General features: G+C 74.6%; 23 protein-coding genes. 18 read left to right on the forward strand and 5 right to left on the reverse strand.

Going from position 1 to position 22,503, the window contains the following annotated elements; genetic code table 11:
* Positions 1 to 17: 17 nt before the first annotated feature.
* Together ACIPK4_RS28505 and ACIPK4_RS28510 are read left to right on the forward strand one after the other, a co-directional pair.
* On the forward strand, positions 18 to 1,247 hold the full coding sequence (locus ACIPK4_RS28505) for a VWA-like domain-containing protein (RefSeq protein ID WP_402318037.1): 1,230 nt from the start codon (positions 18 to 20) through the stop codon (positions 1,245 to 1,247).
* A 103-nt stretch (positions 1,248 to 1,350) separates the two neighbouring features.
* Positions 1,351 to 1,905, forward strand: coding sequence for a TerD family protein (locus tag ACIPK4_RS28510; RefSeq protein WP_402317575.1), 555 nt, complete (start codon positions 1,351 to 1,353; stop codon positions 1,903 to 1,905).
* Between the two features lie 157 nt (positions 1,906 to 2,062).
* Here the strand turns inward: ACIPK4_RS28510 and ACIPK4_RS28515 are convergent, their stop codons facing one another.
* Positions 2,063 to 2,719, reverse strand: a complete 657-nt coding sequence (locus ACIPK4_RS28515) for a TetR/AcrR family transcriptional regulator (protein WP_402317578.1) — start codon at positions 2,717 to 2,719, stop codon at positions 2,063 to 2,065.
* Between the two features lie 186 nt (positions 2,720 to 2,905).
* On the opposite strand from ACIPK4_RS28515, the gene ACIPK4_RS28520 reads away from it, so the two are divergent.
* From ACIPK4_RS28520 to ACIPK4_RS28570, 11 genes are all read left to right on the forward strand, one after another.
* On the forward strand, positions 2,906 to 3,739 hold the full coding sequence (locus ACIPK4_RS28520) for a phosphatase PAP2 family protein (RefSeq protein WP_402317581.1): 834 nt from the start codon (positions 2,906 to 2,908) through the stop codon (positions 3,737 to 3,739).
* Entirely contained in the window at positions 3,736 to 4,674 is a 939-nt protein-coding gene (locus ACIPK4_RS28525; RefSeq protein ID WP_402317584.1) for a hypothetical protein, read from the forward strand. The genes ACIPK4_RS28520 and ACIPK4_RS28525 overlap by 4 nt, the downstream gene beginning before the upstream one ends.
* Positions 4,675 to 4,679: 5 nt before the next feature.
* A complete protein-coding gene (locus ACIPK4_RS28530) occupies positions 4,680 to 5,015 on the forward strand; it encodes a hypothetical protein (protein WP_402317586.1) in 336 nt (111 codons plus the stop codon).
* Between the two features lie 83 nt (positions 5,016 to 5,098).
* On the forward strand, positions 5,099 to 5,365 hold the full coding sequence (locus ACIPK4_RS28535; RefSeq protein ID WP_402317588.1) for a GlsB/YeaQ/YmgE family stress response membrane protein: 267 nt from the start codon (positions 5,099 to 5,101) through the stop codon (positions 5,363 to 5,365).
* Positions 5,366 to 5,435: 70 nt separating this feature from the next.
* The gene (rraA, locus tag ACIPK4_RS28540) at positions 5,436 to 5,918 is read left to right on the forward strand and encodes a ribonuclease E activity regulator RraA (protein ID WP_402317591.1); all 483 of its coding nucleotides are present in this window, start codon (positions 5,436 to 5,438) and stop codon (positions 5,916 to 5,918) included.
* An 87-nt stretch (positions 5,919 to 6,005) separates the two neighbouring features.
* Entirely contained in the window at positions 6,006 to 7,622 is a 1,617-nt protein-coding gene (locus ACIPK4_RS28545; protein ID WP_402317593.1) for a peptide-N4-asparagine amidase, read from the forward strand.
* Between the two features lie 27 nt (positions 7,623 to 7,649).
* On the forward strand, positions 7,650 to 9,371 hold the full coding sequence (locus ACIPK4_RS28550) for a serine/threonine-protein kinase (RefSeq protein WP_402317596.1): 1,722 nt from the start codon (positions 7,650 to 7,652) through the stop codon (positions 9,369 to 9,371).
* Positions 9,372 to 9,576: 205 nt separating this feature from the next.
* Entirely contained in the window at positions 9,577 to 10,539 is a 963-nt protein-coding gene (locus ACIPK4_RS28555) for an ATP-binding cassette domain-containing protein (RefSeq protein ID WP_402317598.1), read from the forward strand.
* Positions 10,536 to 11,258 carry an ABC transporter permease gene (locus ACIPK4_RS28560; protein ID WP_402317601.1) on the forward strand — a complete coding sequence of 241 codons (723 nt, stop codon included), beginning with the start codon at positions 10,536 to 10,538 and terminating at the stop codon, positions 11,256 to 11,258. Before ACIPK4_RS28555 ends, ACIPK4_RS28560 begins: the two co-directional genes overlap by 4 nt.
* A gap of 2 nt (positions 11,259 to 11,260) precedes the next feature.
* Positions 11,261 to 12,544, forward strand: coding sequence for a sensor histidine kinase (locus ACIPK4_RS28565; RefSeq protein WP_402317604.1), 1,284 nt, complete (start codon positions 11,261 to 11,263; stop codon positions 12,542 to 12,544).
* Positions 12,541 to 13,146, forward strand: coding sequence for a DNA-binding response regulator (locus tag ACIPK4_RS28570; RefSeq protein ID WP_402317607.1), 606 nt, complete (start codon positions 12,541 to 12,543; stop codon positions 13,144 to 13,146). Before ACIPK4_RS28565 ends, ACIPK4_RS28570 begins: the two co-directional genes overlap by 4 nt.
* A gap of 91 nt (positions 13,147 to 13,237) precedes the next feature.
* Here the strand turns inward: ACIPK4_RS28570 and ACIPK4_RS28575 are convergent, their stop codons facing one another.
* Positions 13,238 to 13,981, reverse strand: a complete 744-nt coding sequence (locus tag ACIPK4_RS28575) for a transglycosylase SLT domain-containing protein (protein WP_402317610.1) — start codon at positions 13,979 to 13,981, stop codon at positions 13,238 to 13,240.
* A gap of 258 nt (positions 13,982 to 14,239) precedes the next feature.
* Entirely contained in the window at positions 14,240 to 15,280 is a 1,041-nt protein-coding gene (locus ACIPK4_RS28580; RefSeq protein ID WP_402317612.1) for a dihydrodipicolinate synthase family protein, read from the reverse strand.
* 70 nt (positions 15,281 to 15,350) lie between these two features.
* Between ACIPK4_RS28580 and ACIPK4_RS28585 the strand changes: the two genes are divergently transcribed.
* From ACIPK4_RS28585 to ACIPK4_RS28605, 5 genes are all read left to right on the forward strand, one after another.
* Entirely contained in the window at positions 15,351 to 16,289 is a 939-nt protein-coding gene (locus ACIPK4_RS28585; RefSeq protein WP_402317615.1) for a LysR substrate-binding domain-containing protein, read from the forward strand.
* A gap of 73 nt (positions 16,290 to 16,362) precedes the next feature.
* On the forward strand, positions 16,363 to 17,448 hold the full coding sequence (locus tag ACIPK4_RS28590) for an S-(hydroxymethyl)mycothiol dehydrogenase (protein WP_054225831.1): 1,086 nt from the start codon (positions 16,363 to 16,365) through the stop codon (positions 17,446 to 17,448).
* 225 nt (positions 17,449 to 17,673) lie between these two features.
* The gene (locus ACIPK4_RS28595) at positions 17,674 to 18,978 is read left to right on the forward strand and encodes an alpha/beta fold hydrolase (protein WP_402318039.1); all 1,305 of its coding nucleotides are present in this window, start codon (positions 17,674 to 17,676) and stop codon (positions 18,976 to 18,978) included.
* 77 nt (positions 18,979 to 19,055) lie between these two features.
* Complete coding sequence (locus ACIPK4_RS28600) at positions 19,056 to 19,820, forward strand: PIG-L deacetylase family protein (RefSeq protein ID WP_402317619.1); 765 nt, start codon at positions 19,056 to 19,058, stop codon at positions 19,818 to 19,820.
* A 38-nt stretch (positions 19,821 to 19,858) separates the two neighbouring features.
* Positions 19,859 to 20,710: an enoyl-CoA hydratase/isomerase family protein gene (locus ACIPK4_RS28605; RefSeq protein ID WP_402317622.1), complete on the forward strand. Its 852-nt coding sequence runs from the start codon at positions 19,859 to 19,861 to the stop codon at positions 20,708 to 20,710.
* Here the strand turns inward: ACIPK4_RS28605 and ACIPK4_RS28610 are convergent.
* Positions 20,697 to 21,500 (reverse strand): hypothetical protein, encoded by an 804-nt coding sequence (locus ACIPK4_RS28610; protein ID WP_402317625.1) that lies wholly within the window; start codon positions 21,498 to 21,500, stop codon positions 20,697 to 20,699. The two genes, ACIPK4_RS28605 and ACIPK4_RS28610, sit on opposite strands and share 14 nt — an antisense overlap.
* A gap of 37 nt (positions 21,501 to 21,537) precedes the next feature.
* The gene (locus ACIPK4_RS28615; RefSeq protein WP_402317627.1) at positions 21,538 to 22,491 is read right to left on the reverse strand and encodes an SDR family oxidoreductase; all 954 of its coding nucleotides are present in this window, start codon (positions 22,489 to 22,491) and stop codon (positions 21,538 to 21,540) included.
* Between the last annotated feature and the right edge of the window lie 12 nt (positions 22,492 to 22,503).

Genomic DNA, 22,503 nt, shown 5'->3' on the forward strand with positions numbered 1-22,503 from the left:
CGCCGGTGACGGTGCCCATGGACGGCGCGGCGGCGGACGACCGGACGGCGGGCGGGGCGCCCGCCCACGTCCGCCTGGACCGGGCCAAGCTGCTGGCCGCCCGCTACAGGGCGGCCGAGTCCCGGCCGTACCTCGCCTCCGCCCTCTACGCGCTCACCGTGGTCCCCTCGGACGGGGTCCCGACGATGGGCGTCGACCGGCACTGGCGCTGCTACGTCTCGCCCGCCTTCGTCGACGCGACGCCGGTGGCGGAACTCGCCGGAGTGTGGATCCACGAGGTGGCGCACCTGCTGCGCGACCACCACGCCCGCGCCGGCCGGCTCCCGGCCTCCGAGCAGCGCGACCCGGTCCGCGTCAACATCGCCCAGGACTGCGAGATCAACGACGACCTCCTCGCCGACGGGTTGGCGCTCCCCGAGGGCCGGATGGAGCCCCGGCTGTTCGGCCTGGCCACCGGCGGGATGTTCGAGGCGTACCTGCCCGCGATCCCGGCCACCCCGCACGTACCCGACTGCGGCTCCGGAGCCCACGGCACGGCGGCGCCCTGGGAGCTCGGCGGGTCCGCCGGTCCCGCCCGGATCGGCCCCGTCGAGGCGGAGGCGCTGCGCCGGCAGACCGCCCAGGCCATGCGCGCCCACCAGCGCACCCGCGGCCGGCTCCCGGCCGGCTGGCAGCGCTGGGCGCAGGAGCTGCTGGAGCCGACCGTCGACTGGCGCCGCGCGCTGTCCGGGGCGGTCCGCGAAGCCGCCGCCTGGGCGGGCGGCGCGGTGGACTACACGTACCGGCGCCCCTCGCGGCGCACCCCCGCGCTCGGTGGCCGGGTGGTGCTGCCGAGCCTGCGCCGGCCGCTGCCCCGGGTCGCGATCGTCGTCGACACCTCGGGGTCGATGGGCGAGGAGGAGCTCGCCGCCGCGCTCGGCGAGGTGACCGGCGTCCTGCGGGAGGTGGGGGTCCGGGGCAACCGGGTCGCCGTCCTGGCCTGCGACGCGGACGTACACACGGTGGCCCGGGTGACGAGCGTCGAGCAGGTGATCCTGGCCGGGGGCGGCGGCACGGACATGCGCGTCGGCATCCGCGCCGCGCTCGCGGCGCCGGAGCGGCCGAACATCGTCGTCGTCCTGACCGACGGGTACACGCCGTGGCCGGACGAGACCCCGTCCTGCCGGCTGATCGCCGCGCTGATCGGGGCCGACGCGCCGCAGCCGCCGGCCTGGGTGGAGACCGTCCGCGTGCTGCCCGGATCCTGAGGGAAACGGCCCAACTGGCCGGGAACGTGCGCTCGTCCGGACCGGCGGGCCCGCCGCATGACAGCATGGCCGGGCAACACCCGGAAAGCGGAGGGGGAGTTCGGTGAGCACTTCGACGAGCGGAGTACGCAAGAGCCTGGCGAAGGTGGAGATCGCACTGCGGTGGGATCCGAGCCCCGCGGGCGCGCCCGCCCACGACCTGGACATCGTCGCGGCGGTCTACGGCGCCGCCGAGCCGTACGGGGGGCCCGTCCACCTCGTGCACTTCGGCAGCCGGTCGCCCGACGGCACCATCACCTTGAACCGCGACAGCCACACCGGCCAGGGCTTCGGTTTCGACGAGGTGATGACGGTCGAACTGAACCGGATGGCCTCCGGGTTGGGGCGCGTGGTGGTGGGCGTGGTGATCCAGGAGACCGGAGAGCGCGGCGCCCGTACGAAGACCTTCGCGGCCATAGGCGGTACGGGGGTCCGGATCCGCGAGGGCCACACCGATCTCGCGGTGAGTGATTTCGCGGACGTGCCGGCCGCCACGGCGGCCGTCGTGGCGGAGTTCACCCGCGACGCGGCGGGGGTGTGGTCGCTGGACGCCTCGGTAAGGGGCTTCGACGCCGACCCGGACGAGTTCACCCGCGCCATGGGCGCCCCGCGCGGCTGACGGCGGCGTCGGGCGGTCCTCAGGCCGCACAGACCGGGCGGTGGTCACTCCCTCGAGTGAGTGACCACCGCCCCGTCCGGGTGGCGCGCTGCCGCCGTCCCCACGAGGCAGCGCGGGCGGGTCGCCGTCCGGTCATCGGTGACGGCGGCCCACCGGTTCAGGGGGCCCGGTCCGGCTCCGGGCCGGGTGCCGGGTCGGGCATCGGCCCGGGGGCCGGGACGGCTGCCAGGCCCAGGGCGGGCAGCAGGGCCGCGTCGACGAACCGGACCAGGTAGTCGGCGTCGGCGTACCGTCCCTCCAGCACCGGCCGAATGCGCAGCACGCCCATCAACTGGGCCGGCAGGAACTCCACGGCCGGGTGGTCCGCGGCGATCTCGCCGCGCGCCACGGCCCGCGCCACCATCGCGTCGAAGGCGGCCAGCTCCGGCTCGACGAGCGCCTCGCGCAGCGCCGCCTGGAGTTCCTCGTCGCTGAGCACGGCGTGCCCGAGGGCCTGGGTGAGCCGGGTGTCGCGGCCGGAGTTGCCGGCCGCGATCCGGGCGGCCTCGCGCAGGTCGCCGGCGAGCGTTCCGGTGTCCACCGCGACCAGCGTGCCCTGCCGGTTCGCCCGCAGGGCGGCCGCGACGAGCTGGGGCTTGGTCTTCCACTGCCGGTAGAGGGTCGACTTCCCGCAGCAGGCCCGGGCGGCGACGCCCTCCATGGTCAGCGCCTCGTACCCGCTCTCGCGCAGCATCTCCAGGACGGCGTCGTAGAACTCCTGCACCCGCTCCGGGGTGATCTTGGAGCGGCGCGCGGCCGGCGGCGTCGACGTCATGGTGGGCGGCTCTCCTCGGGGGCTCCGCGGCGGATGGTTCCGTGGAAAAAAGTGTACGGGAACGCAAGCGTATCGGTACACCCCCGTATCGATACGCGAATGTATCGATACACTGGCGTGTCGATGTACGCCCGACCGGTCCCGCCGGCCGCCGCACGAGCACAGCAGGAAGAGAGAGCGGGGGAAATGAGCTCCCACACCACACCCGAAGGGCCGGCCGCCGGCCCGGGAACCGGGCAGCGGCGCCGTCTCATACGCGAGCTCCTGCTCGTCGCGGGCCTGTTCGCCGTCTACAAGACCGGCCGGATGCTCTCCACGGACCGCGCCGACGAGGCGTTCCGCAACGCCGGCCGGATCTGGGACGCCGAGCGCGGCCTGCACCTGCCCGGCGAGGGCGCGGTCCAGCGCCTGCTCCTGCACGGGGTCGGCACCGGCGGCGCCGGTGACGCGCTCGTGCACACCGCGAACACCTACTACGCGGCCGTGCACTTCCCGGCGACCGCCCTCTTCCTGATCTGGCTGTACCTGCGCCGGCCCGGCCACTACCTGTGGGCCCGGCGCACCCTCGCCGTCCTGACCGGCGCCGCCCTCGGGCTCCACCTGGCGTTCCCGCTCGCACCACCCCGAATGCTGGCCGCCGCGCACCTCGTGGACACCGCGCAGGTCTACGGACCTTCCGTCTACCGGGCCGCGCCCGCCACCGACACCATGGCCAACCAGTTCGCCGCCATGCCCTCGCTGCACTTCGGGTGGGCGCTGATGCTGGCACTCGGCATGATCGCCGCCACCCGCTCCCGCCTGCGCGTGCTCTGGCTGCTGCACCCGCTGGTGACCCTGCTCGTGATCGTGGGCACCGCCAACCACTACTGGCTCGACGCGATCGTCGCCACCGTGCTGCTCGGCGGGGCGCTGCTGCTCGTCCCGCGCCCGCGGACGCGTACGGGATCGCTGCCCGTCGTACGGCACCTGCCGCGCCCCCGGAACGTGGAAGCGGCCGAGCCGGTGGGGGCCGTCCGATGAACGCCACCGCCCTCGCCGTCGCGCTCTGCCTCGCCTCCGCCGTCGCCTACGCGGCCGCCGCCGTCGCCCAGGAGCGGCTGGCCCGCGCCGCCGTCGCCCGCAGCGCGGGCGCCCTGCTCGGGAGCGGCGCCTGGTGGTGGTCGGCCGGGCTGAACGCCGGCGCCGCCCTGCTGCATGCGGCCGCCCTGCGCTACGGGCCGCTCACCCTGGTCCAGCCCCTCGGCGCACTGACCCTCGTCGCCGCCGTCCCGCTCGGGGCCCGCGGAGCCGGCCGCCGGGTCGCGGCCACCGAATGGCGGGGCACCCTCGCCACCGTCGCCGGGCTCGGCCTGCTGCTGCTCCCGGCATCCGGTCCGGCCCCGGACGACACGCTGACCCTGGCCGAGGCGCTCGCCGTGTCCGGGGCCACCGCCGCCGCGATCGTGCTGCTGACCGTACGCCGGGACGTGCGCTCGGGGCTGCGGCACGCGACGGCGTCCGGGCTGGCCTCCGCCGTGGCCTCCGCCCTGACCCAGACCGTGGCCGTCGCGGGCGGCCGCGGCGGGGCCCTGCTCAGCGTGCGGGTGGTCGCCGTCGCCCTGCTCGTCGTGGTGTTCGCGGTCGGCGGCATGCTGCTCTCGCAGCGGGCCTACCGGGGCGGGCTCGGGGCCCCGCTCGCCGTGGTCAACCTGGCCAACCCGCTCGCGGCGGCCGCCATCGGCATGGTCCTGCTGGGGGAGCGCATCCAGGGAGGTGCGGTGGGGCTCCTGCTCGCGGTGGGCGGCGCGCTCGCGGCGACGCGCGGGGTACTGCTGCTGACCCGCACCTCCCCAAGCCCCACGCCCACGCCCGCGCCCGCTGCCGCCCCCGCGCCCGCCGCCGCCCCCGCGGCCGGCTCCGGCGCGGTGCCGGGCCCGGTATCGGCGGCCGCGCCGGTCAGCCGTGTGGCAGCATGACGCCCATGGCTGACGGATCGTTCCTCTCGCTCTGGTCCAGGAAATCGGTGCTGTCCATCGGATCGGTGGGTTCGGTCCTGTCCATCGGCTCCGTCGGCAGCGTGCTGTCGGTCGGCTCCGTCGGCTCCGCCTTCTCGATCGGCTCCGCGGGTTCGTGGCTGAGCTCGGGCTCCCTGCTCTCCGCGCAATCGGTCTGCTCCGTGCTCTCGGCCCGGTCGCACCGCTCCGTGCTCTCCCACCGGTCCACCCGGGCGGTCCTCGCGCGGCGCTCGCGCGGCGGCCTCGCGGCGGCCGCCGTCATGGTCGCCGGCGTCGCGCTCGTACGGGCCCGCCGCAGCTGAGAACCGTTTCGCCGGTCTGCGCGTCCTCCCCGGTGAGAACGCGAGAGCGCACACGGAACACGAGCGAAGCGGAGTGAACGACCATGGGGATCGTCAGCTGGATCGTCCTGGGGCTGCTGGCCGGCGTCATAGCCAAGGTCCTGCTGCCCGGCCGTGACCCCGGCGGCCTGATCGGGACCACGCTGATCGGCGTCGCCGGTGCCTTCGTCGGCGGCTGGCTGTCCGCGAAGTTCCTGGACAAGCCCATCGGGCACGACTTCTACGACCCCGCCACCTGGGGCGCCGCGATCGCGGGTTCGCTGGTGCTGCTCATCGGATACCGCATCCTGTTCGGCAACTCCCGCGACTGAGCGGCGCCACCGCCCCGCATACGCCGGGGCCGCCCGCCGCGACGTACGACTGCGAGGAGCCCCCGGCCACATGAGCGTCATCCCCGTCCCCACCAGCGACCTGTACGACGAGCACGGCGAGGGCCTCGCCGTCTGCACCACGCAGTTCCGCCAGTTCGGCGGGCGCCGGCTCTTCGCGGGCCCCGTGCGCACCGTCATCTGCCACGAGGACAACGCGCTGCTGCGCGAGTTGGTCAACACGCCGGGAGAGGGCGCCGTCCTCGTCGTGGACGGCGGCGGCTCCCTGCGCACCGCCCTCTCCGGAGACCTCATCGCCGCGGCCGCCCAGCGCAACGGCTGGGCAGGCATGATCATCAACGGGGCGGTCCGCGACAGCGTCGCCCTCGGCGGACTGGACCTCGGCGTCAAGGCCCTGGGCACGGTCCCGCGCAAGAGCGGCAAGACCGGCGCGGGCACGGTCGACGAGCCGGTCACCCTCGGCGGCGTCACCTTCCGCCCGGGAGACCTGGTGCACGCCGACGACGACGGCACGGTGATCCTCCCCACTGCCTGACCAGGGACCGTCCGGGGGCGAATTCCGGCCAGGGCCGGGCAGGGAGCCCTGGTGCCGTCCCGGCCCGGCGGGATTCACTGCGGGGCCATGAGACGACACAGGATCACGGGTCTGCTCGGCGCGCTCGCACTCGCCGCGGCAACCCTGGCCGGCGCCGCGGGACCCGCGGCCGCGGCCGAGCCGCCCGCCGAGTTCGGGAGTGACTGGCACGACCCCCTCACCGCGGCGCCACCCGTCGCGCGCCCCGCGACCAGGTCCTGCGAGGTGACCGTCGCCGAGGCGCAGTTCCGCGACTACACCCCGTACACCGGCAGTTATGCGCCTCCGGCCGCATGCGGCGGTTCCTGGGCCAAGGTCGTCCTGCGCCTCGCCGGCAAGGTCAAGGGGCGCCAGTACGACCGCCTGGGCCACCTCTCCCTCGGCGGCGTCGAAATCCTGCGCACCTCCACCCCCGAGCCCTCGCCCGACGGCATCACGTGGTCCGTCGAGAAGGACGTCACCCGCTACCGCGACACCCTCAGCCGGCCGCAGCCCGTCGAGATGCTGATCGGCAACTTCGTCGACGACACCTACACGGGCGTCATCGACGTCAAGGCCACCCTCACGTTCTACGCCGCCGACCGGGACCGGCACGCCCCCGCCCCGGACACGCCCGACCGCGTCCTGCCGCTCTCCGGCCCCGCCGTCACCACCCCGCGCAACACCGAGCGGCTCCTCGCCGAGGTGTACGCCACCGGCTCCGGCGGCGGCTGCGAGGAGTACTGGTACATGACCACCCCCGACGCCGCCCCGTACTCCTGCAAGGCCGCCGACGGCCCCTACCGCGAGGTGCGGATCTCCGTCGACGGGCAACTCGCAGGGATCGCGGCCCCGTTCCCGACCGTGTGGACCGGCGGCTGGTCGAACCCCTTCCTCTGGTACGTCACCCCCGCGCCCCGCGCCTTCGACGTCCAGCCGGTCGTCTACGACCTCACCCCGTACGCCGCCCTCCTCAACGACGGCCGGCCGCACCGGATCGAGGTGGCCGTCGCCGGCGTCCCGGCCGGGCAGAGCGGCTGGAGCACCCCGACGAACCTCCTGCTGTGGCAGGACGAGGGCCGGGCCGTCGTGACCGGTGCCCTCACCCGGCACGAGGAGGGCGTACCGGCCGGCTCCACGCACTGGACCCCGGCCGCGCCCGGTGCGCAGCACCGCCTCGACACCGAGGGCGGCCACCGCCTGACCGTCGCCGGCCGGCTCGACACCTCGCACGGCCGGGTCACGACCACCGTCACCCGCACCGTGCACAACACCTCCGTGCACCGCTGGACGGAGGGCGAGGACCAGGACGCCCTGACCGCGACCTGGACCGACGAGGAGGACGTCACCCGCGGCCCCACCACCGTCCGCACCGCGCGCACCTACACGATGGACGGCGAGACCACCCTCGGCGCCGGGGACCGGCTGCGCACGGTCATCGCACTCGGCGACCGCGCCGAGACGACCACCCTGCGCGGCGGCCGGTCCGTGGACCGCACCCGGCTCGACGACCGGTACACGGGCGACGCGAGCTACACGGCGAACGTGCCGCGCGAGCAGCGGCACGCGGTCGGCACCAGCTCCGAGCACTACCAGCTGTACGGGGCGCAGCCGGGCGGCGGGTGCTATGACCGCACGCTGGCCACGGCCCAGGGCACCGTGACGGTGGACCGCCGACGCTGCTGACAGAGGCTGCGCCTACGATGTCCGGCCATGGACAACAGTGAGGCCGAAAGACAGCTGGTCGACGGCCGCTTCGAACTGATCGCGCCCCTCGGGGCCGGCGGCATGGGCACGGTGTGGCGTGCCCGCGACATCGCACTGCACCGCGACGTCGCCCTGAAGGAGGTGCGCCCGCCGGACCCGGCGACCGCCGCCGCCACACCCGGACTCACCGTCCAGCTGCGCGAGCGCGCCGTCCGCGAGGCGCGGGCGCTCGCGCGGCTGGCACACCCGCACGTGGTGACGATCCACCACATCGTGGAACCCGCCGAGGGCACGGACGGACACCCGTGGATCGTGATGGAGCTGGTCAAGGGCGGCTCCCTGCACGACAAGCTGGAATCGGGGCCGATGCCGGTCGCCGAGGTGCTGAGGCTCGGCCTCGACGTGCTGTCGGCACTGCGGGCCGCCCACGCCGAGGGGGTGCTCCACCGCGATGTGAAACCGGCCAACGTGCTGCTGCGCCCCGACGGCTCGGCCGTGCTCACCGACTTCGGCATCGCTGCCCTGCACGGCTCCACCGCCCTCACCTCCACCGGCGTGCTCATCGGCTCGCCGGAGTACATCGCCCCGGAACGCGCGCGCGGCGAGGAGGGGCTGGCGGCCTCCGACCTGTGGTCGCTCGGCATGCTGCTCTACGTGGCCGCGGAGGGGACCCATCCGCTGCGCCGGGCCACCAGCCTGGCCACCGTCGTCGCCGTGCTCGACGAGCCGATCCCGGCCCCCGTGCGTTCCGGCCCGCTGGGGCCCGTACTGGAGCGGCTGCTCGTACGGGACCTGTCCGTACGGCCCGACGCGGCACAGCTGGAACAGCTGCTCCGGGAAGCGAGCAGTGCTCTCGCCGGCGGTGCCACGCCGGTCGTGCCCCCGGTGGTCCTGGGCCAGTACGGTCCGCCCAGCCCGCAGCCCGGGAACGTCCCGTCCGGGCTCCCTCACACCCGGCCCCAGCAGTCGCAGATCCCGAACCCCTACGCGTCGTCCGTGCCGTCCGCGCCGTTCACCCCCGGGGGCGGATCCCCGTACTCGACGACCGCGCCCGTCCCCGCCGCGCACACACCGCGCCGGCGCCCGGCACTGATCGGCGGTCTCCTCGCGGTGGTCCTGGCCGGCGGCGTGATCGGTCTCGTCAACGGGTTCCCCGGCGGCGCTTCCGACGGCAGGGGCGGCGGCGAGGCGAAGGGCGGCGGCGCCACCGCCTCCGGCGCCCCGGCCACTCCCAGCGCGAAGGCGAGCACCCCCAGGACCAACGCCAGCCCGGCCACAGCCCCCAAGGGCAGCCTGCTCACCCCCGCCAACGTGCGGACCGCCCTCGACGCGCTCAAGCAGAAGTCGGGCACCACCGAGTTCGTGGAGATGACGGTCTACGAGGAGTACGTGCTCGCCTCCGTCCCCACCGCCCCGGGAGCCAAGACCTACGACCGCTACCAGTACCGCGACGGCGAAGCCAAGCGCACCGGCCCCGGCGGCACCATCAAGGCGGACGAACCGCTGATCGACATGGCGAGCGTCAACTGGGACGCCCTGCCCGGCCTCCTCGACCAGGCCAAGCAGGAGCTCGGCGTGGCCAAACCGACCTCCCGCTACGTCATCGTCGAGCCCTGGCTCTTCGACCAGACCCCGTCCATGCGGCCCTACCTCACCGACGAATACGGCCAGGGCGGCTACGTCTACGCCGACACCCAGGGCAACGTGAAGAAGGTCTACCGCTCCTGACACCGTGCACCCGTACGCGCGCGCCGCACGCGCGTACGGCCCACGGCCGAGGAGCACCACCACCATGCCCCGCCGGCGCCCGGCACCGAACTCCCCGGGCCGGCCCGGGCGGTGCGGGCCGGGCCGCGGCCGGGACATTTGTACCGGCGGGGTCCGTACATGCGCATCTGCCGCAGGGCCGCCCCCGGTCCCTAGCGTGGTGGACATGACACAGACGACGCAGCCGATCCGCACGACGCGGACCACGCAGCCGCCGGACGCCGAGCCCGCCGTCCGGTTCCGGCACGCCGCCAAGGCCTTCGGGACCGTCCGCGCCGTCACCGGCATCGACCTCGACGTCCGGCGCGGTGAGACGGTCGCCCTGCTCGGCCGCAACGGCGCCGGCAAGTCCACCGCCATCAGCCTGCTGCTCGGCCTGAACGAGCCCGACGCGGGCAGCGTACGGCTCTTCGGCCGGCAGCCCGCGCAGGCCGTCCGGGCCGGCCGGGTGGGCGCCATGCTCCAGGAGGGGCGCGCCGTACCGCGGATCACCGTGCGCGAGCTCATCGCCTTCGTGGCCCGCACCTACCCGGCTCCCCTGCCCGTCGACGAGGCGCTGGAGCTCGCAGGGCTCACCGAACTGGCCGGCCGCCGCATCGACCGGCTCTCCGGCGGCCAGGCCCAGCGCGTCCGCTTCGCCGTCGCCCTCGCCGGCAACCCGGAGCTCCTCGTGCTCGACGAGCCGACCGCCGCCCTCGACGTGGAGGCCCGGCGCGCCTTCTGGGAGTCCATGCGCGGCTACGCCCGGCGCGGCAACACCGTCCTGTTCTCCACGCACTACCTGGAGGAGGCAGACGCCCACGCCGACCGGATCGTGGTCATCGACGCCGGCCGGATCGTCGCCGACGGCACGGGGGAGCAGCTGCGCCGCGCCGCCGGCGGGTCGCTGGTCTCCGTCGACCTGGCCGGGCGCCCCACCGAGGGCCTCACCGGTCTGCCCGGGGTGGTCTCCGTCGAGGTGCGCGCGGACCGTGCGCGCCTGCGTACCGAGGACCCGGACGCGACGGTCGTCGCCCTCGCCGGCCTCGGCGCCGTCCGCGGGATCGAGGTCACCGCCCCGTCGCTCGACGACGCCTTCCTCGCCCTCACCGACCCCCACGCCCACACCACCGCCGGGAGCACCCGATGATCACCGCCTACGTCGGACTGGAAGTCCGCCGGACCCTGCGCGACACCTCCTTCGTCGTCTTCGGCATCGGCATGCCGGTGCTGATGTACCTGCTCTTCACCAACCTCGGCGACGGCGCCGACGCCGAGTGGAAGGCGGCCTCCATGGTGGCCATGGCCGCGTACGGGGCCCTCGGCGCGGCCCTGTCGACCGGGAGCGGCGTCGCCGAGGACAAGGGCATCGGCTGGCTCCGGCAGCTGCGGATCACCCCGATGACCCCGCGCCAGGTGGTGGTCGGCCGGGCCCTGACCGGTTCGGTGACCGTGCTGCCGGCCGTCGCCGCCGTGCTCGCGGCGGGCGCGCTCGTCAACGACGTCCGGCTCGGGGCCTGGGAGTGGGCCGCCGTGGCCCTCGTCCTGTGGCTCGGCGCGCTCCCCTTCACCCTGCTCGGCATCGGCAACGGCTACCGGCTCACCGCCCAGACCACCGGCGTGGTCAACGTCGCGTGCAGCATCGCGCTCTCCGTCGTCGGCGGGCTCTGGTTCCCGACCGGGCTGTTCCCCCACTGGCTGCGCTCCCTCTCCGGCTTCACCCCCACGCGCCGCTTCGCCGAGATCGGCCAGTCCCTCGCCGAGGGCGCCGTCCCGGGCCCCGGCGCGGTCGCCGTGCTCGCGGCATGGGCCCTGCTGTTCGGTGCGTACGCGGTGTTCTCGTACCGTCGGTCCGCGAGGACGGTGTGAGCATGGAGCGGGGAACGGGAACGACGATGCGGGACAGGCGCAGCAGCAGGGAGGCGCGGAAAGCCGACTGGGAGGTCCGCAAGGCCGAATGGCGGGCGCAGGAGAAGCGGCGCAAGGCCTGCGGCGAGGCCCCCGACTACGGCCGCGGCCCGATGGGTCCGCCCAACGCCTTCGCCCTGCTGCCGTGGCTGCTGCTGGGCATGGGCGCCATCTCCAACGTCATCAAGGGGGAGACCCCCAACCCCTGGATCGGCGCCCTCGGCCTGCTGGTCTTCAACTCCCTCTACATCACCCTGGTGTTCCGCGCCTTCGACCCGCGGGCCCGGGAGGCGGCGAGCACCCGCTGGTGCCTGGCCGCCCTCGGCGCGGTCACCTGCGCCCTCGCCCTCGCGTACGGGGGCAACTGGCTGCTGTTCTTCCCGCTGTGGGGCCTGGCCACCGGCGCGGTGGTCCGGGGCCGCAAGCTCGGCCCGGTGATGTTCGTCGTCACCGGCCTCGCCGGGGCGATCGCCGGACTCGACGAGGGCTGGGACACCCTCGGCATCGCGTACGGGACGTTCGTGTCCGGCATGGTCACCGCGGCCATCCTCGCCCTGTCCGAGACGGTCAAGGAACTGCGTGAGACCCGGCAGGAGCTGGCCCGGGCCGCCGTGGACCAGGAACGGCTGCGCTTCTCCCGCGATCTGCACGACCTGCTCGGCCACACCCTCTCGGTGATCGTCGTGAAGTCGGAGGCGGCCCGCCGGATCGCCCCCCGGGACATGGACGCGGCGCTCGGGCAGGTCGCCGACATCGAGTCCGTCGGCCGGCAGGCCCTCACCGAGATCCGGGAGGCCGTCACCGGCTACCGCGAGGCCAGCCTCGCCACCGAGCTCGACCGGGCCCGCGGCGCGCTGACCGCCGCCGGGATCGAGCCCGTCGTACGGCAGTCGGGGCCCCCGCTGCCCCCGCAGGCGGCGGCGCTGCTGGGCTGGGTGGTCCGTGAGGCCGCGACCAACGCCATCCGGCACAGCGGCGCGACGACCTGCGAGATCGAGGTGCGGAGCTCTGCGGAGCGGGTCCGCCTGGTGATCACCGACAACGGGCACGGCGTAGGCTCGGTCCCGCCGGGCAGCGGACTGACCGGCCTGACCGAACGGCTCGCCGCAGCCGGCGGCACCCTGGCCGGCGGCCCGGCCCCGGGCCCGGGCCGCGGCTTCCAGGTCACCGCCGAACTCCCGGTGGAGCCGGCCGAACCGGAGGACCGGGCCGCACCGGCGGCGCCGGAGGACGAGGAGCGTCGATGATCAAGGTCCTGCTGGCGGAGGACCAGGGCATGATGCGCGGAGCGCTGGCCCTGCTGCTCGGGCTGGAGGAGGACATCGAGGTCGTGGCGCAGGTCGGCGCAGGGGACGAGATCGTGCCCGCCGCGATCGAGGCACAGCCGGACGTGGCCCTGCTCGACATCGAACTCCCGGGCCGCAGCGGGCTCGACGCGGCCGCCGAGCTGCGCACGCGCTGCCCCGGCTGCCGCGTGCTGATCCTCACCACCTTCGGCCGCCCCGGCTACCTGCGCCGGGCGATGGAGGCGGGCGCCGCCGGGTTCCTGGTCAAGGACGGGCCGGTGGAGGAACTGGCCGCAGCCGTACGCCGGGTGCTCGCCGGGGAGACCGTGATCGACCCCGCGCTCGCGGCCGCGGCCCTCAGCGCCGGCCCCAACCCGCTGACCGCGCGCGAGACCGACGTGCTGAACGCCGCCGTCGACGGGGCGACCGTGGCCGACATCGCGGCCAGGGTCCACCTGTCGGAGTCGACGGTGCGCAACTACCTGTCGTCGGCCATCGGCAAGACGGGCACCCGCAACCGCACGGAGGCCGCCCGCGCGGCCCGCCGCCAGGGCTGGCTGTAGGGCCCCGCGGAGGCCGCCCGCCCACCCGGCCGGCTCCGCGCCGGCATCTGCCCGGGGGGAGCGGCGGTCCGGGTGGGGCGGTCCAGGTGTGTCAGTAGGCGCCGTTGACGTTGTCGATCGAGCCGTAGCGGGCCGCCGCGTAGTTGCAGGCGGCCGTGATGTTGGCGACCGGGTCGTACGAGTCGAGGGCGGTGCCGGGTACGTGGTAGGCCCGGAAGGTCGGGTCGATGACCTGGAGCAGGCCCTTGGAGGGGATGCCGGCGGCCGCGTTGGAGTCCCAGTTGTTGATGGCCAGCGGGTTGCCCGAGGACTCCCGCATCACGTTGCGCAGAATTCCGTTGTAGCTCCCGGGGATTCCGTGCTTGGCCATGATGTCCAGGGACTGCCGGATCCAGCCGTCGAGGTTGTTCGCGTACGAAGTCGTCGGCTTGGCCGCCGTGGTCGCCTTCGCGGCGGCCGCCTTGGCCGCCGCGCCGAGGCTCAGTTTCAGTCCCGGGCGAATGACCGAGGGGTTGGCCCCGATGGCGCTCCGGTTGGCTTCGTAGAGGGCCTGCCAGCCGCCGTTCACCGCATGCTCCACGGCGATCTTCGAAAGCGTGTCGCCGACGGTCACGGAATAGGTCAGCGGGACCGCCGCCTTTTCCACCGCCGGCTTCACGGCGGGCAGCGTGACGGTCTTCGCGGCGGGCGCCGCGGCCGGCTGCGTGACGGCCGCCCCGGCCGTGGTCGCGCTGATCAGCGGCAGGGCGAGGGCGGCGCCGCCGGTGCCGGCGAAGGCCAGCTTGCGGGCGATGGGGCGCTGCTTGGGCCGACGGTGCTTACCGGGTCCGGGCATGGCGGAATTCCTCACGTGCGGGGTGCGGGGGATCCCTGGCAGCGGCCGGTTTGGGTCGCTGCCCGCTGGGAACGACGTGACCGTAAGCGAGCCCGCCGGGCCGGAACAAGGCTGGAATTCCACCCGGTGATCGACTTCTCTGTGCCGGGGCCGGAAACGACCTTGGAGGCGTCTTCCGGGAATGCCGAAATTCCTTTCCGGGAAAAGGGAATCGCTTGTTCCGGATAAATGATGTTGCCCCCATTCGAGTGACTCACATCACGGGCTTTCGAAGCCCTCCGGGGAAACGGACAAGTCGCCCATAGGCATGCCTGATTCGGGCATCTCGCCCGTTGTTTGCGAACCGCCCACAGGGGTCGCTTCCCGGCATGCCCGCCATGATCCGAAAGGTGCCGGCCACCCGGGCGGGAGCTTCGCCAGCCGGTCCAGCGCCGCCGACACCGTCGCACCGTGTGCCGGCAGCAGGGGGAGCCGTACGTCCGGCGTCGGGATCCTGCCCTGGGCGTGGAGCACCCCCTTCAGCACCACCGGACTGGGCTCGGCGAACAGCGCCGCCGAGAGCCGGGCCAGGCCGTGCCCCAGAGTCCGCGCCCGCGGCACGTCCCCGTCCCGCCAGGCCGCCGCCAGCTCCGCGAACCGCGCCGTCGCCAGATGCGCCGAGGCCAGGATCCCGCCCGCCGCTCCCATCGCCAGCAGCGGAGACAGGTACACGTCGTCGCCCGCCAGCACCGCGAACCCCTCCGGCAGCCCCCCGAGCAGCGCCACCGCCTCCTCGCCGATCCCGCCGCCCGCGTACTTCATCCCGGCCACCCCGGGCAGCTCGCCGAGCGCCCGCAACGCGGCCGCGTCCAGCTGCTGCCCGGTCCGGTACGGGATGTGGTAGACGACCAGCGGTACGGGGCTCAGCTCCGCCAGCCGTGCGAAGTGCGCCAGCACCCCCGCCGCCCCGGGCCTTACGAAGGACGGCACGCTCACCAGCGCCGCCCCCACCTCGGGCCACTTCGCCAGCCGCCCGAGCGCCGCCGCGGCCGCCCCGGTGCCGCTCGCCCCGGCGCCCACGGTCAGCGCCGCGCCCCGCTCCCGGCAGACCCGGGCGCAGACGTCCGTGACGAGGTCGCTCTCCGCCGCGTCGAGAGCGGCGGCCTCGCCGGTGGTGCCGAGGGCGACGATCCCGGTGGCGCCCTCGTCGAGCACCTGGTGGGCGAGCGCCTCCAGGGCGTCGACGGCCACCTCCCCGGCGCGCGTGAAAGGCGTGATGAGCGGTACGTGAATCCCGTGCAGGGAGAAGTCCTGTGCCATGCCCCGAGCTTCGTCCGCCCCGAGCGCCGAATCCAGTTCGCGTTTCTTACCCGAACCGTAAGCTGAGCCGATGCTCGACGTACGACGCCTGCGCCTGCTGCGCGAACTCGCCCGCCGCGGAACCATCGCCGCCGTGGCCGAAGCCCTCGCCTTCAGCCCTTCGGCGGTGTCCCAGCAACTCGGAGTCCTCGAACGCGAGGCGGGCCTGCCGCTGCTCGAACGCACCGGGCGCCGGGTCCGGCTCACCCCGGCCGGCCAGAACCTGGTCCGGCACGCCGAGGCCGTACTGGAGCGGCTCGAACAGGCCGACGCCGATCTCGCCGAGGCGCGCAGCGGCCTGGCCGGCGCACTGCGCATCGGGGCCTTCCCCACCGCCGGCCGGGCCATCGTCCCCGCCGCCCTGATCGCCCTGGCCCGGCGCCACCCGGGGCTGGAGCCGATGGTGTCGGACACCGACCCGGCGGCGGTCGCGCACGCGCTGCGCGCCGGGGACCTGGACGTGGCCCTGGTCCACGAGTACGACTTCGTCCCCGCGCCGCCGGAACCGGGGCTCGCCACGCAGCCGCTCTACCGGGAGGCGATGTACCTGGCGGCCCCGGTGCCCCCAACCGCTTCCCCGGCCGTGGTCCCCGGCCCGGACCAGGGGGCCGTTCTGCGGGCCCACGCCGATGCCCCGTGGATCACCGCCACGCCCGGCACCCTCTGCCACACCATGGCGTTGCGGGCCTGCCAGGCGGCCGGTTTCACCCCGCGGATCCGTCACCGGGTCGACGAGTTCCCCACCGTGCTCGCCCTCGTCGCGGCCGGTCAGGGCGTCGCGGTCGTCCCGCAGCTCGGGGTCGTGGGGCCCGCCGACCCGGCCGTCTCCCTCACCCGGCTCCCCATGGAGCGCCGCACCAAGGTCGCCTTCCGCAGCGGGGCCGCCGCCCACCCGGCCGTCGCCGCCTTCGCAGCGGCACTTCGCGCCGCCGTACCACCGGAACTCGCCACTCCGGGTTCCGCGGCGTGACACAACTCCCCTCCGCCGCCGCGCCCGTGTACGTTCGTTGATCCAGACAGATCCGACCAGAGCGGGGTACGACGTGACGCATCGCGTACGAGGGGTCATCGCCCGGAGCAAGGGCGCACCGGTGGAGACGACGACGATCCTCGTGCCCGACCCGGGACCCGGCGAGGCCCTGGTCAAGGTGCAGGCCTGCGGGGTCTGCCACACCGACCTCCACTACCGCGAGGGCGGCATCAACGACGAGTTCCCCTTCCTCCTCGGCCACGAGGCAGCCGGCATCGTGGAGTCCGTCGGCCCGGACGTCACCTCCGTCGCGCCCGGTGACTTCGTCATCCTCAACTGGCGTGCGGTGTGCGGTACCTGCCGGGCCTGCAAGCGCGGCCGCCCCTGGTACTGCTTCAACACGCACAACGCCACCCAGCAGATGACCCTGGAGGACGGCACCCCGCTATCCCCGGCGCTCGGCATCGGCGCCTTCGCCGAGAAGACCCTGGTCGCGGCCGGCCAGTGCACCAAGGTCGACCCGGCGGCCGCCCCTGCCGCCGCCGGACTCCTGGGCTGCGGGGTCATGGCCGGCCTCGGCGCCGCGCTCAACACCGGCGGCGTCGGCCGGGGCGACTCCGTCGCCGTCATCGGCTGCGGAGGGGTGGGCAACGCGGCCGTGGCCGGCGCCCGCCTCGCCGGCGCGGGCCGCATCATCGCCGTCGACCTCGACGACCGGAAGCTGGAGTGGGCGCGCGGCCTGGGCGCCACCCACACCGTCAACGGCCGCACGGAGGACGTCGTCAAGGCGATCCAGGGCCTCACCGGCGGAAACGGCGCGGACGTGGTCATCGACGCCGTGGGCCGCCCGGAGACCTACCAGCAGGCCTTCTACGCCCGCGATCTGGCCGGCACCGTCGTGCTGGTCGGCGTGCCGACGCCGGAGATGAAGCTCGAACTCCCGCTCATCGACGTCTTCGGCCGCGGCGGCGCACTCAAGTCCTCCTGGTACGGGGACTGCCTGCCCGAGCGGGACTTCCCCCTCCTTATCGACCTCTACCTCCAGGGCCGTCTCGACCTCGACGCGTTCGTGTCCGAGACCATCCCGCTGGACGGCGTGGAAGCGGCCTTCGCCCGGATGGAACGCGGCGAGGTCCTCCGCTCGGTCGTCGAGTTCTAGACTGCCCCGCACCCGACCCGACCCGGCCGACCCGGCCCCGGCGCCCCGCGCCGGGGCCGGCACCGTTCCCCTCGGGCGGACCGGCCCGGCAGCGCCCCGCGGCGCCCGGCCGAGGTGCCCCCGTACCCCCGACCGGCCAGGCCCTAGACTCGGCCGGGCCGCCATACCAGTGCCCCGGTCGGCCTCCGGCCGGGGCCGCCGCACACCCAGGGGCCGTTCGTGACCATCGACCACCGCTACCGCCAGCCCGGTGTCGTCCTCACCGACCACCGCTTCACCGTCCCGCTCGACCACGCGCGCCCGGACGGGGAGCACATCGAGCTGTACGCCCGCGAGGCCGTCGCCACCGGCAAGGACCCCGAGACCCTGCCCTGGCTGCTCTACCTGGAGGGCGGCCCCGGCTTCGGTGCCCGCCGCTTCGTCGGCCGGCAGGCCTGGCTGGAGCGGGCCCTGAGCGAGTACCGCGTCCTCCTGCTCGACCAGCGCGGCACGGGCCGCTCCACCCCGCTCAACCGGCAGACCCTGCCCCTGCGCGGCACGCCCGGGCAGCAGGCCGCGTACCTCGCCCACTTCCGCGCCGACTCCATCGTGCGCGACGCCGAGACGATCCGCCCCGCCCTGACCGGCGGCGCGCCCTGGACCGTGCTGGGGCAGAGCTTCGGCGGCTTCTGCACCACCCGCTACCTCTCCACCGCCCCCGAGGGTCTGACCGCCGCCCTGATCACCGGCGGCCTGCCGTCCCTCACGGCCACCGCGGACGAGGTGTACGAGGCGGCGTACCCCCGCATGGAGCGCAAGAACCTGGCCCACTACGCCCGCTACCCGATGGACGTCGAGCGGGCCCGCCGCATCGCCGCCCACCTGGCACAGGGCCCGGCCGAACTGCCGGGCGGCCACCGCCTCACCGTCGAGGCGTTCCAGTCCCTCGGCATCCTGCTCGGCACCGGTGACGGCAGCCACCAGCTGCACTACCTGCTGGAGGACGCCTTCGTCCCGACGTCCTCGGGCCCGGCTCTCTCCGACGCCTTCCTGGAGGCCGTCCAAGGACTGCTCTCCTTCGCCGCGCACCCCCTGTACGCCCTGCTCCACGAGCCGATCTACGCACAGGACCCGGCCGCGCCCACCGCTTGGGCCGCCGAACGGGTCCGCGCCGGCCACCCCGGCTTCGACGCCGAGAAGACCCTCGCGGGCGATGAGCCCCTGCTGTTCACCGGCGAGACCGTCCACCCCTGGCACTTCACCACCGACCCCGCGCTGGCCCCGCTGCGCGAGACCGCCGAACGCGTGGCCGCCCGTACCGGCTGGGAACCCCTGTACGACCCGGCCCGGCTCGCCGCCAACGAGGTGCCGGTGGCCGCGGCGGTCTACCACGACGACCTGTACGTGGACACCGCGCACTCCCTGCACACCGCCGCGTCGATCCGGGGCCTGCGCACCTGGGTGACCGATGAGTTCGAGCACGACGGCATCCGCGCAGGCGGTCCCCGCGTCCTGGACCGCCTCCTGGCGCTGGTCCGCGACGAGGCCTGACCGCATCGCCCTGCGCTGCCCGGCGCAGTGCGGCGGATCGGCACCCCGGATCCGGGAGCGCGGCTATCGTGCGGTGCATGACCGAACGAAATGATCAGCCCGCACCCCTGGAGCCCATGCCCACCGACTGGCAGCGCGCCCTCGCCGTGGTCGCGCACCCCGACGACCTGGAGTACGGCGGCGCCGCGGCGATCGCCGACTGGACGGACGGCGGGCGAGAGGTCGTCTACCTCCTGGCCACGCGCGGCGAGGCCGGCATCGACACCCTCCCGCCCGAGGAGTGCGCCCTGGTGCGCGAGGCGGAGCAGCGGGCGAGCGCCGCCGTCGTGGGGGTGTCCACCGTGGAGTTCCTCGACCACCGTGACGGGATCGTCGAGTACGGTCTGGACCTGCGCCGGGACATCGCCGCGGCCATCCGACGGCACCGCCCCGAACTGCTCATCACCCTCAACCACCGTGACACCTGGGGCGGCCAGGGCGGCGGCGGTTTCTGGAACACCCCCGACCACAAGGCCGTCGGCCGGGCCGTCCTCGACGCGGCCGCGGACGCCGGCAACCGGTGGATCTTCCCCGAGCTCATCTCCGAGCAGGGCCTGGAGCCGTGGAGCGGGGTGCGCTGGGTCGCGGTGGCGGGGTCCTCGACGCCGACGCACGCGGCGGACGCCGGCCCGGGCATGGAGCGTGCGATCGCATCACTGATGGAGCACAAGGCGTACATCGAGGTGCTCACGGACCAGGACCCGCAGGAGTACTGCCGCAACTTCCTCACCGGCATGGCCCAGCAGGCCTCCGTACGGTTCGGCGGCCGTCCTGCGGTGACCTTCGAGGTCTTCCCGCGCTGAGCCCCGCCCCCTAAGCTGACGGACCATCAACTGTCGGCGTGAGGGCGGACGGATCGGTGATCGACACCATCGGCAACGAGGTCCCGGAGGGGGAGGAGCGCATCCGTCTGGAGACCGCGGACGGCATCGCGGTCCTCACCCTCTGCCGCCCCGCCCGGCTCAACGGATGGAGCTGGGAGTCCACCCGCCAGTTGGGACTGCTCGCGGACCGGATCCGCTTCGACCCCCAGGTGCGGGCGGTCCTGCTGCGCGCGGAGGGCCGCGCCTTCTGTGCGGGCATCGACGTGACCGCCCCCGGCGGCGCGATTACGGGCGCGACGGCCGCCGAGCGGACCCGCAACTACTACGAGGGCATCCGCTGGGTCCACGAGCGCTTCGCCGTGCTCTCCCGGCTCCCGCAGCCGGTGGTGGCCGCCGTACAGGGCCACTGCCTGGGCTTCGGCTTCGAACTGGCCCTGATGGCGGACCTGCGCGTCGCCGCCGAGGACGCCGTGTTCGCCCTGCCGGAGGCGCAGCTGGGCGTGGCGGTGGACGCGGGCGGCGACCTCAGGATCGCCCGTGAGGCGGGGGCGGGCTGGGCCAAGTTCCTGGCGCTGACCGGCCGTCGCATCGACGCCGCGACGGCGCACCGCCTGAACCTGGTCCAACTGGTCGTGCCGCGCGCCGATCTGGACACCACGGCCCGCGCGCTGGCGGCCGAGATCGCGGCGAACGCGCCCCTCGCCGTCCAGGGCATCAAACGGGCTGTCGACGCCTACGCCGACGCCGCACTCGCCCCGGCCCTGGACCGTGTCGCGATGACTGCGGCCCTCACCCTGACCTCGGAGGACTGCCGGGAGGGCTACGGCGCCAAGGCGGCCCGGCGACCGCCGCACTTCAGCGGAGGCTGAACACGGGCCGCGTCGAGAACTCCTCGTACATGCCTTCGCCGTCCGGGCCGTACGCGAACTCGGCCGTCCAAGGGTTGCGGTGGGCGGTGGCCAGCGGCAGCCAGGCGAGCAGGTCGCCGTAGCCGCCGCAGACGGCCTCTCCGCCGTCCCCGCCGTGCACCACGGCCGGGTCGGCGCTCAGCTCCGTGCCGTAGCTGTCGTACGCGATGTGCAGCCCGAACGCGTTCCGTCGGTGCCGTACGCCGTGGCCGCCCCCGTACGAGGGCTCGTCGAGGGGGCACTCGTCGCCCCAGCGGAACAGGGTGCCCGCCCCGGCCCCGCAGGCGTGCTCCCATTCGTCGGGGTCCGGCATCCGCAGCCCGCGCGCGGCGAGTACGGCCGGGGTGGCGGCCGGGGGCTCGGTCAGCGGTTCGTCCTCCACGGCCATGAGCACCGCGGCGAGCGTTGCGGTGCGCAGCGGGCTGAGCATCTCGGCGAGATGGCCCTTCAGCGTGTCGTGTCCGTACCCGTACCCCTCGGCCACGCTGGCGGCGTAGTCGGCGGACTGTGCGGGCGTCGGTTCCCAAGCGTCCAGGTCGAACCCCAGCCGCACCGGGCCGCCGGGTATGAGGGCGAACTCCCGCCCCTCGCGCTCGATGCGGACGCGGTGCAGGGGCCGGCCCAGGTGCTCCACGGTGTCGAGCAGCACCACCCGGCCGTCCGCCTGCGCGGCGGCTTCGTGGGCGAGGGGCGCGGCGGCCGCCGCGTCGAGCGAGCGCCAGTGGTCGAGGGTCAGATCGGCGAGGGACATGACGGGATCATCGCACCGGCCACTGACAACCGGCCGCTCACGGGCTGAACGGGCCGCGGCCCAGCTGGGCGCGGACCGGCACCACCTCCGGGTTGACCAGCGAGCGGCGCTGCCAGTTCGCCCCGTCGACGACCAGGGTGTGGCCGGTGATGAACCGGGCGTAGGGGGACGCCAGGAAGGTGGCCGCCCAGCCGAGTTCGCGCGGGGCGCCGACGCGCAGGGCGGGCTGGCGGGCGCCCTTGGCGTCCCGGGCAACCGGGGCGTCCGGGGTGGCGTGGGCGTCCGGGCCGTCGGACGCGGCGCGGTCCAGCCCGGCGCGGATGTCCTCGGTCATGTCGGCGTGCGGGAACAGCCCCGGGACGAGCCCGTTGATCTGGATGCCGTACGGGCCCCACTCGACGGCGAGGGTCTCCACCAGGTTCTTCACCCCGGCCTTGGCGGCGGCGCTGTGGGCGAAGCCCGGCCCGCCGGTCCAGGCGTACGAGGCGCCGATGTTCACGATGGACCCCGGCGCCGAGGCGGCGAGGTGGCGGCGGCCGAACTCGCGGGTCATGAACCAGGTGCCGGTCAGGGTGATGTCGACGACCGCCCGCCAGGCGTGGGGCGACAGGTCCTCCGCCGGGCAGGGGAAGTTGGCGGCCGCGTTGTTGACCAGGACGTCGGGCGGCCCGAGCGCCGCCTCCGCCGCGTCGAAGACCTCGGCTATCCGCTCCGGGTCGCGGATGTCGCACACGGCGGCCGTCACCCGGCCCGCGCCGGGGACGGCCGCCAGCTCCTCCTGCGCCGCCTCCAGCCGCTCGGCGCGCCGGCCCGCGATCACCAGGTCCGCGCCGAGCCGCGCGAATTCGGCGGCGATCGCCTTGCCCAGCCCGGAGCCACCACCGGTCACCAGGACCACCTGCCCCGCGTACGTACCGGCGGGCAGGGCGGCGGCGCCGGGCGGGGGAGGCGCGGGCAGCCCCGGCAGGCCGGGCGGGATGTCGTGCGTCATGGGGGCATCGAT

It is taken from the genome of Streptomyces sp. NPDC086989 (genome assembly GCF_044745505.1).
GTDB lineage: Bacteria > Actinomycetota > Actinomycetes > Streptomycetales > Streptomycetaceae > Streptomyces.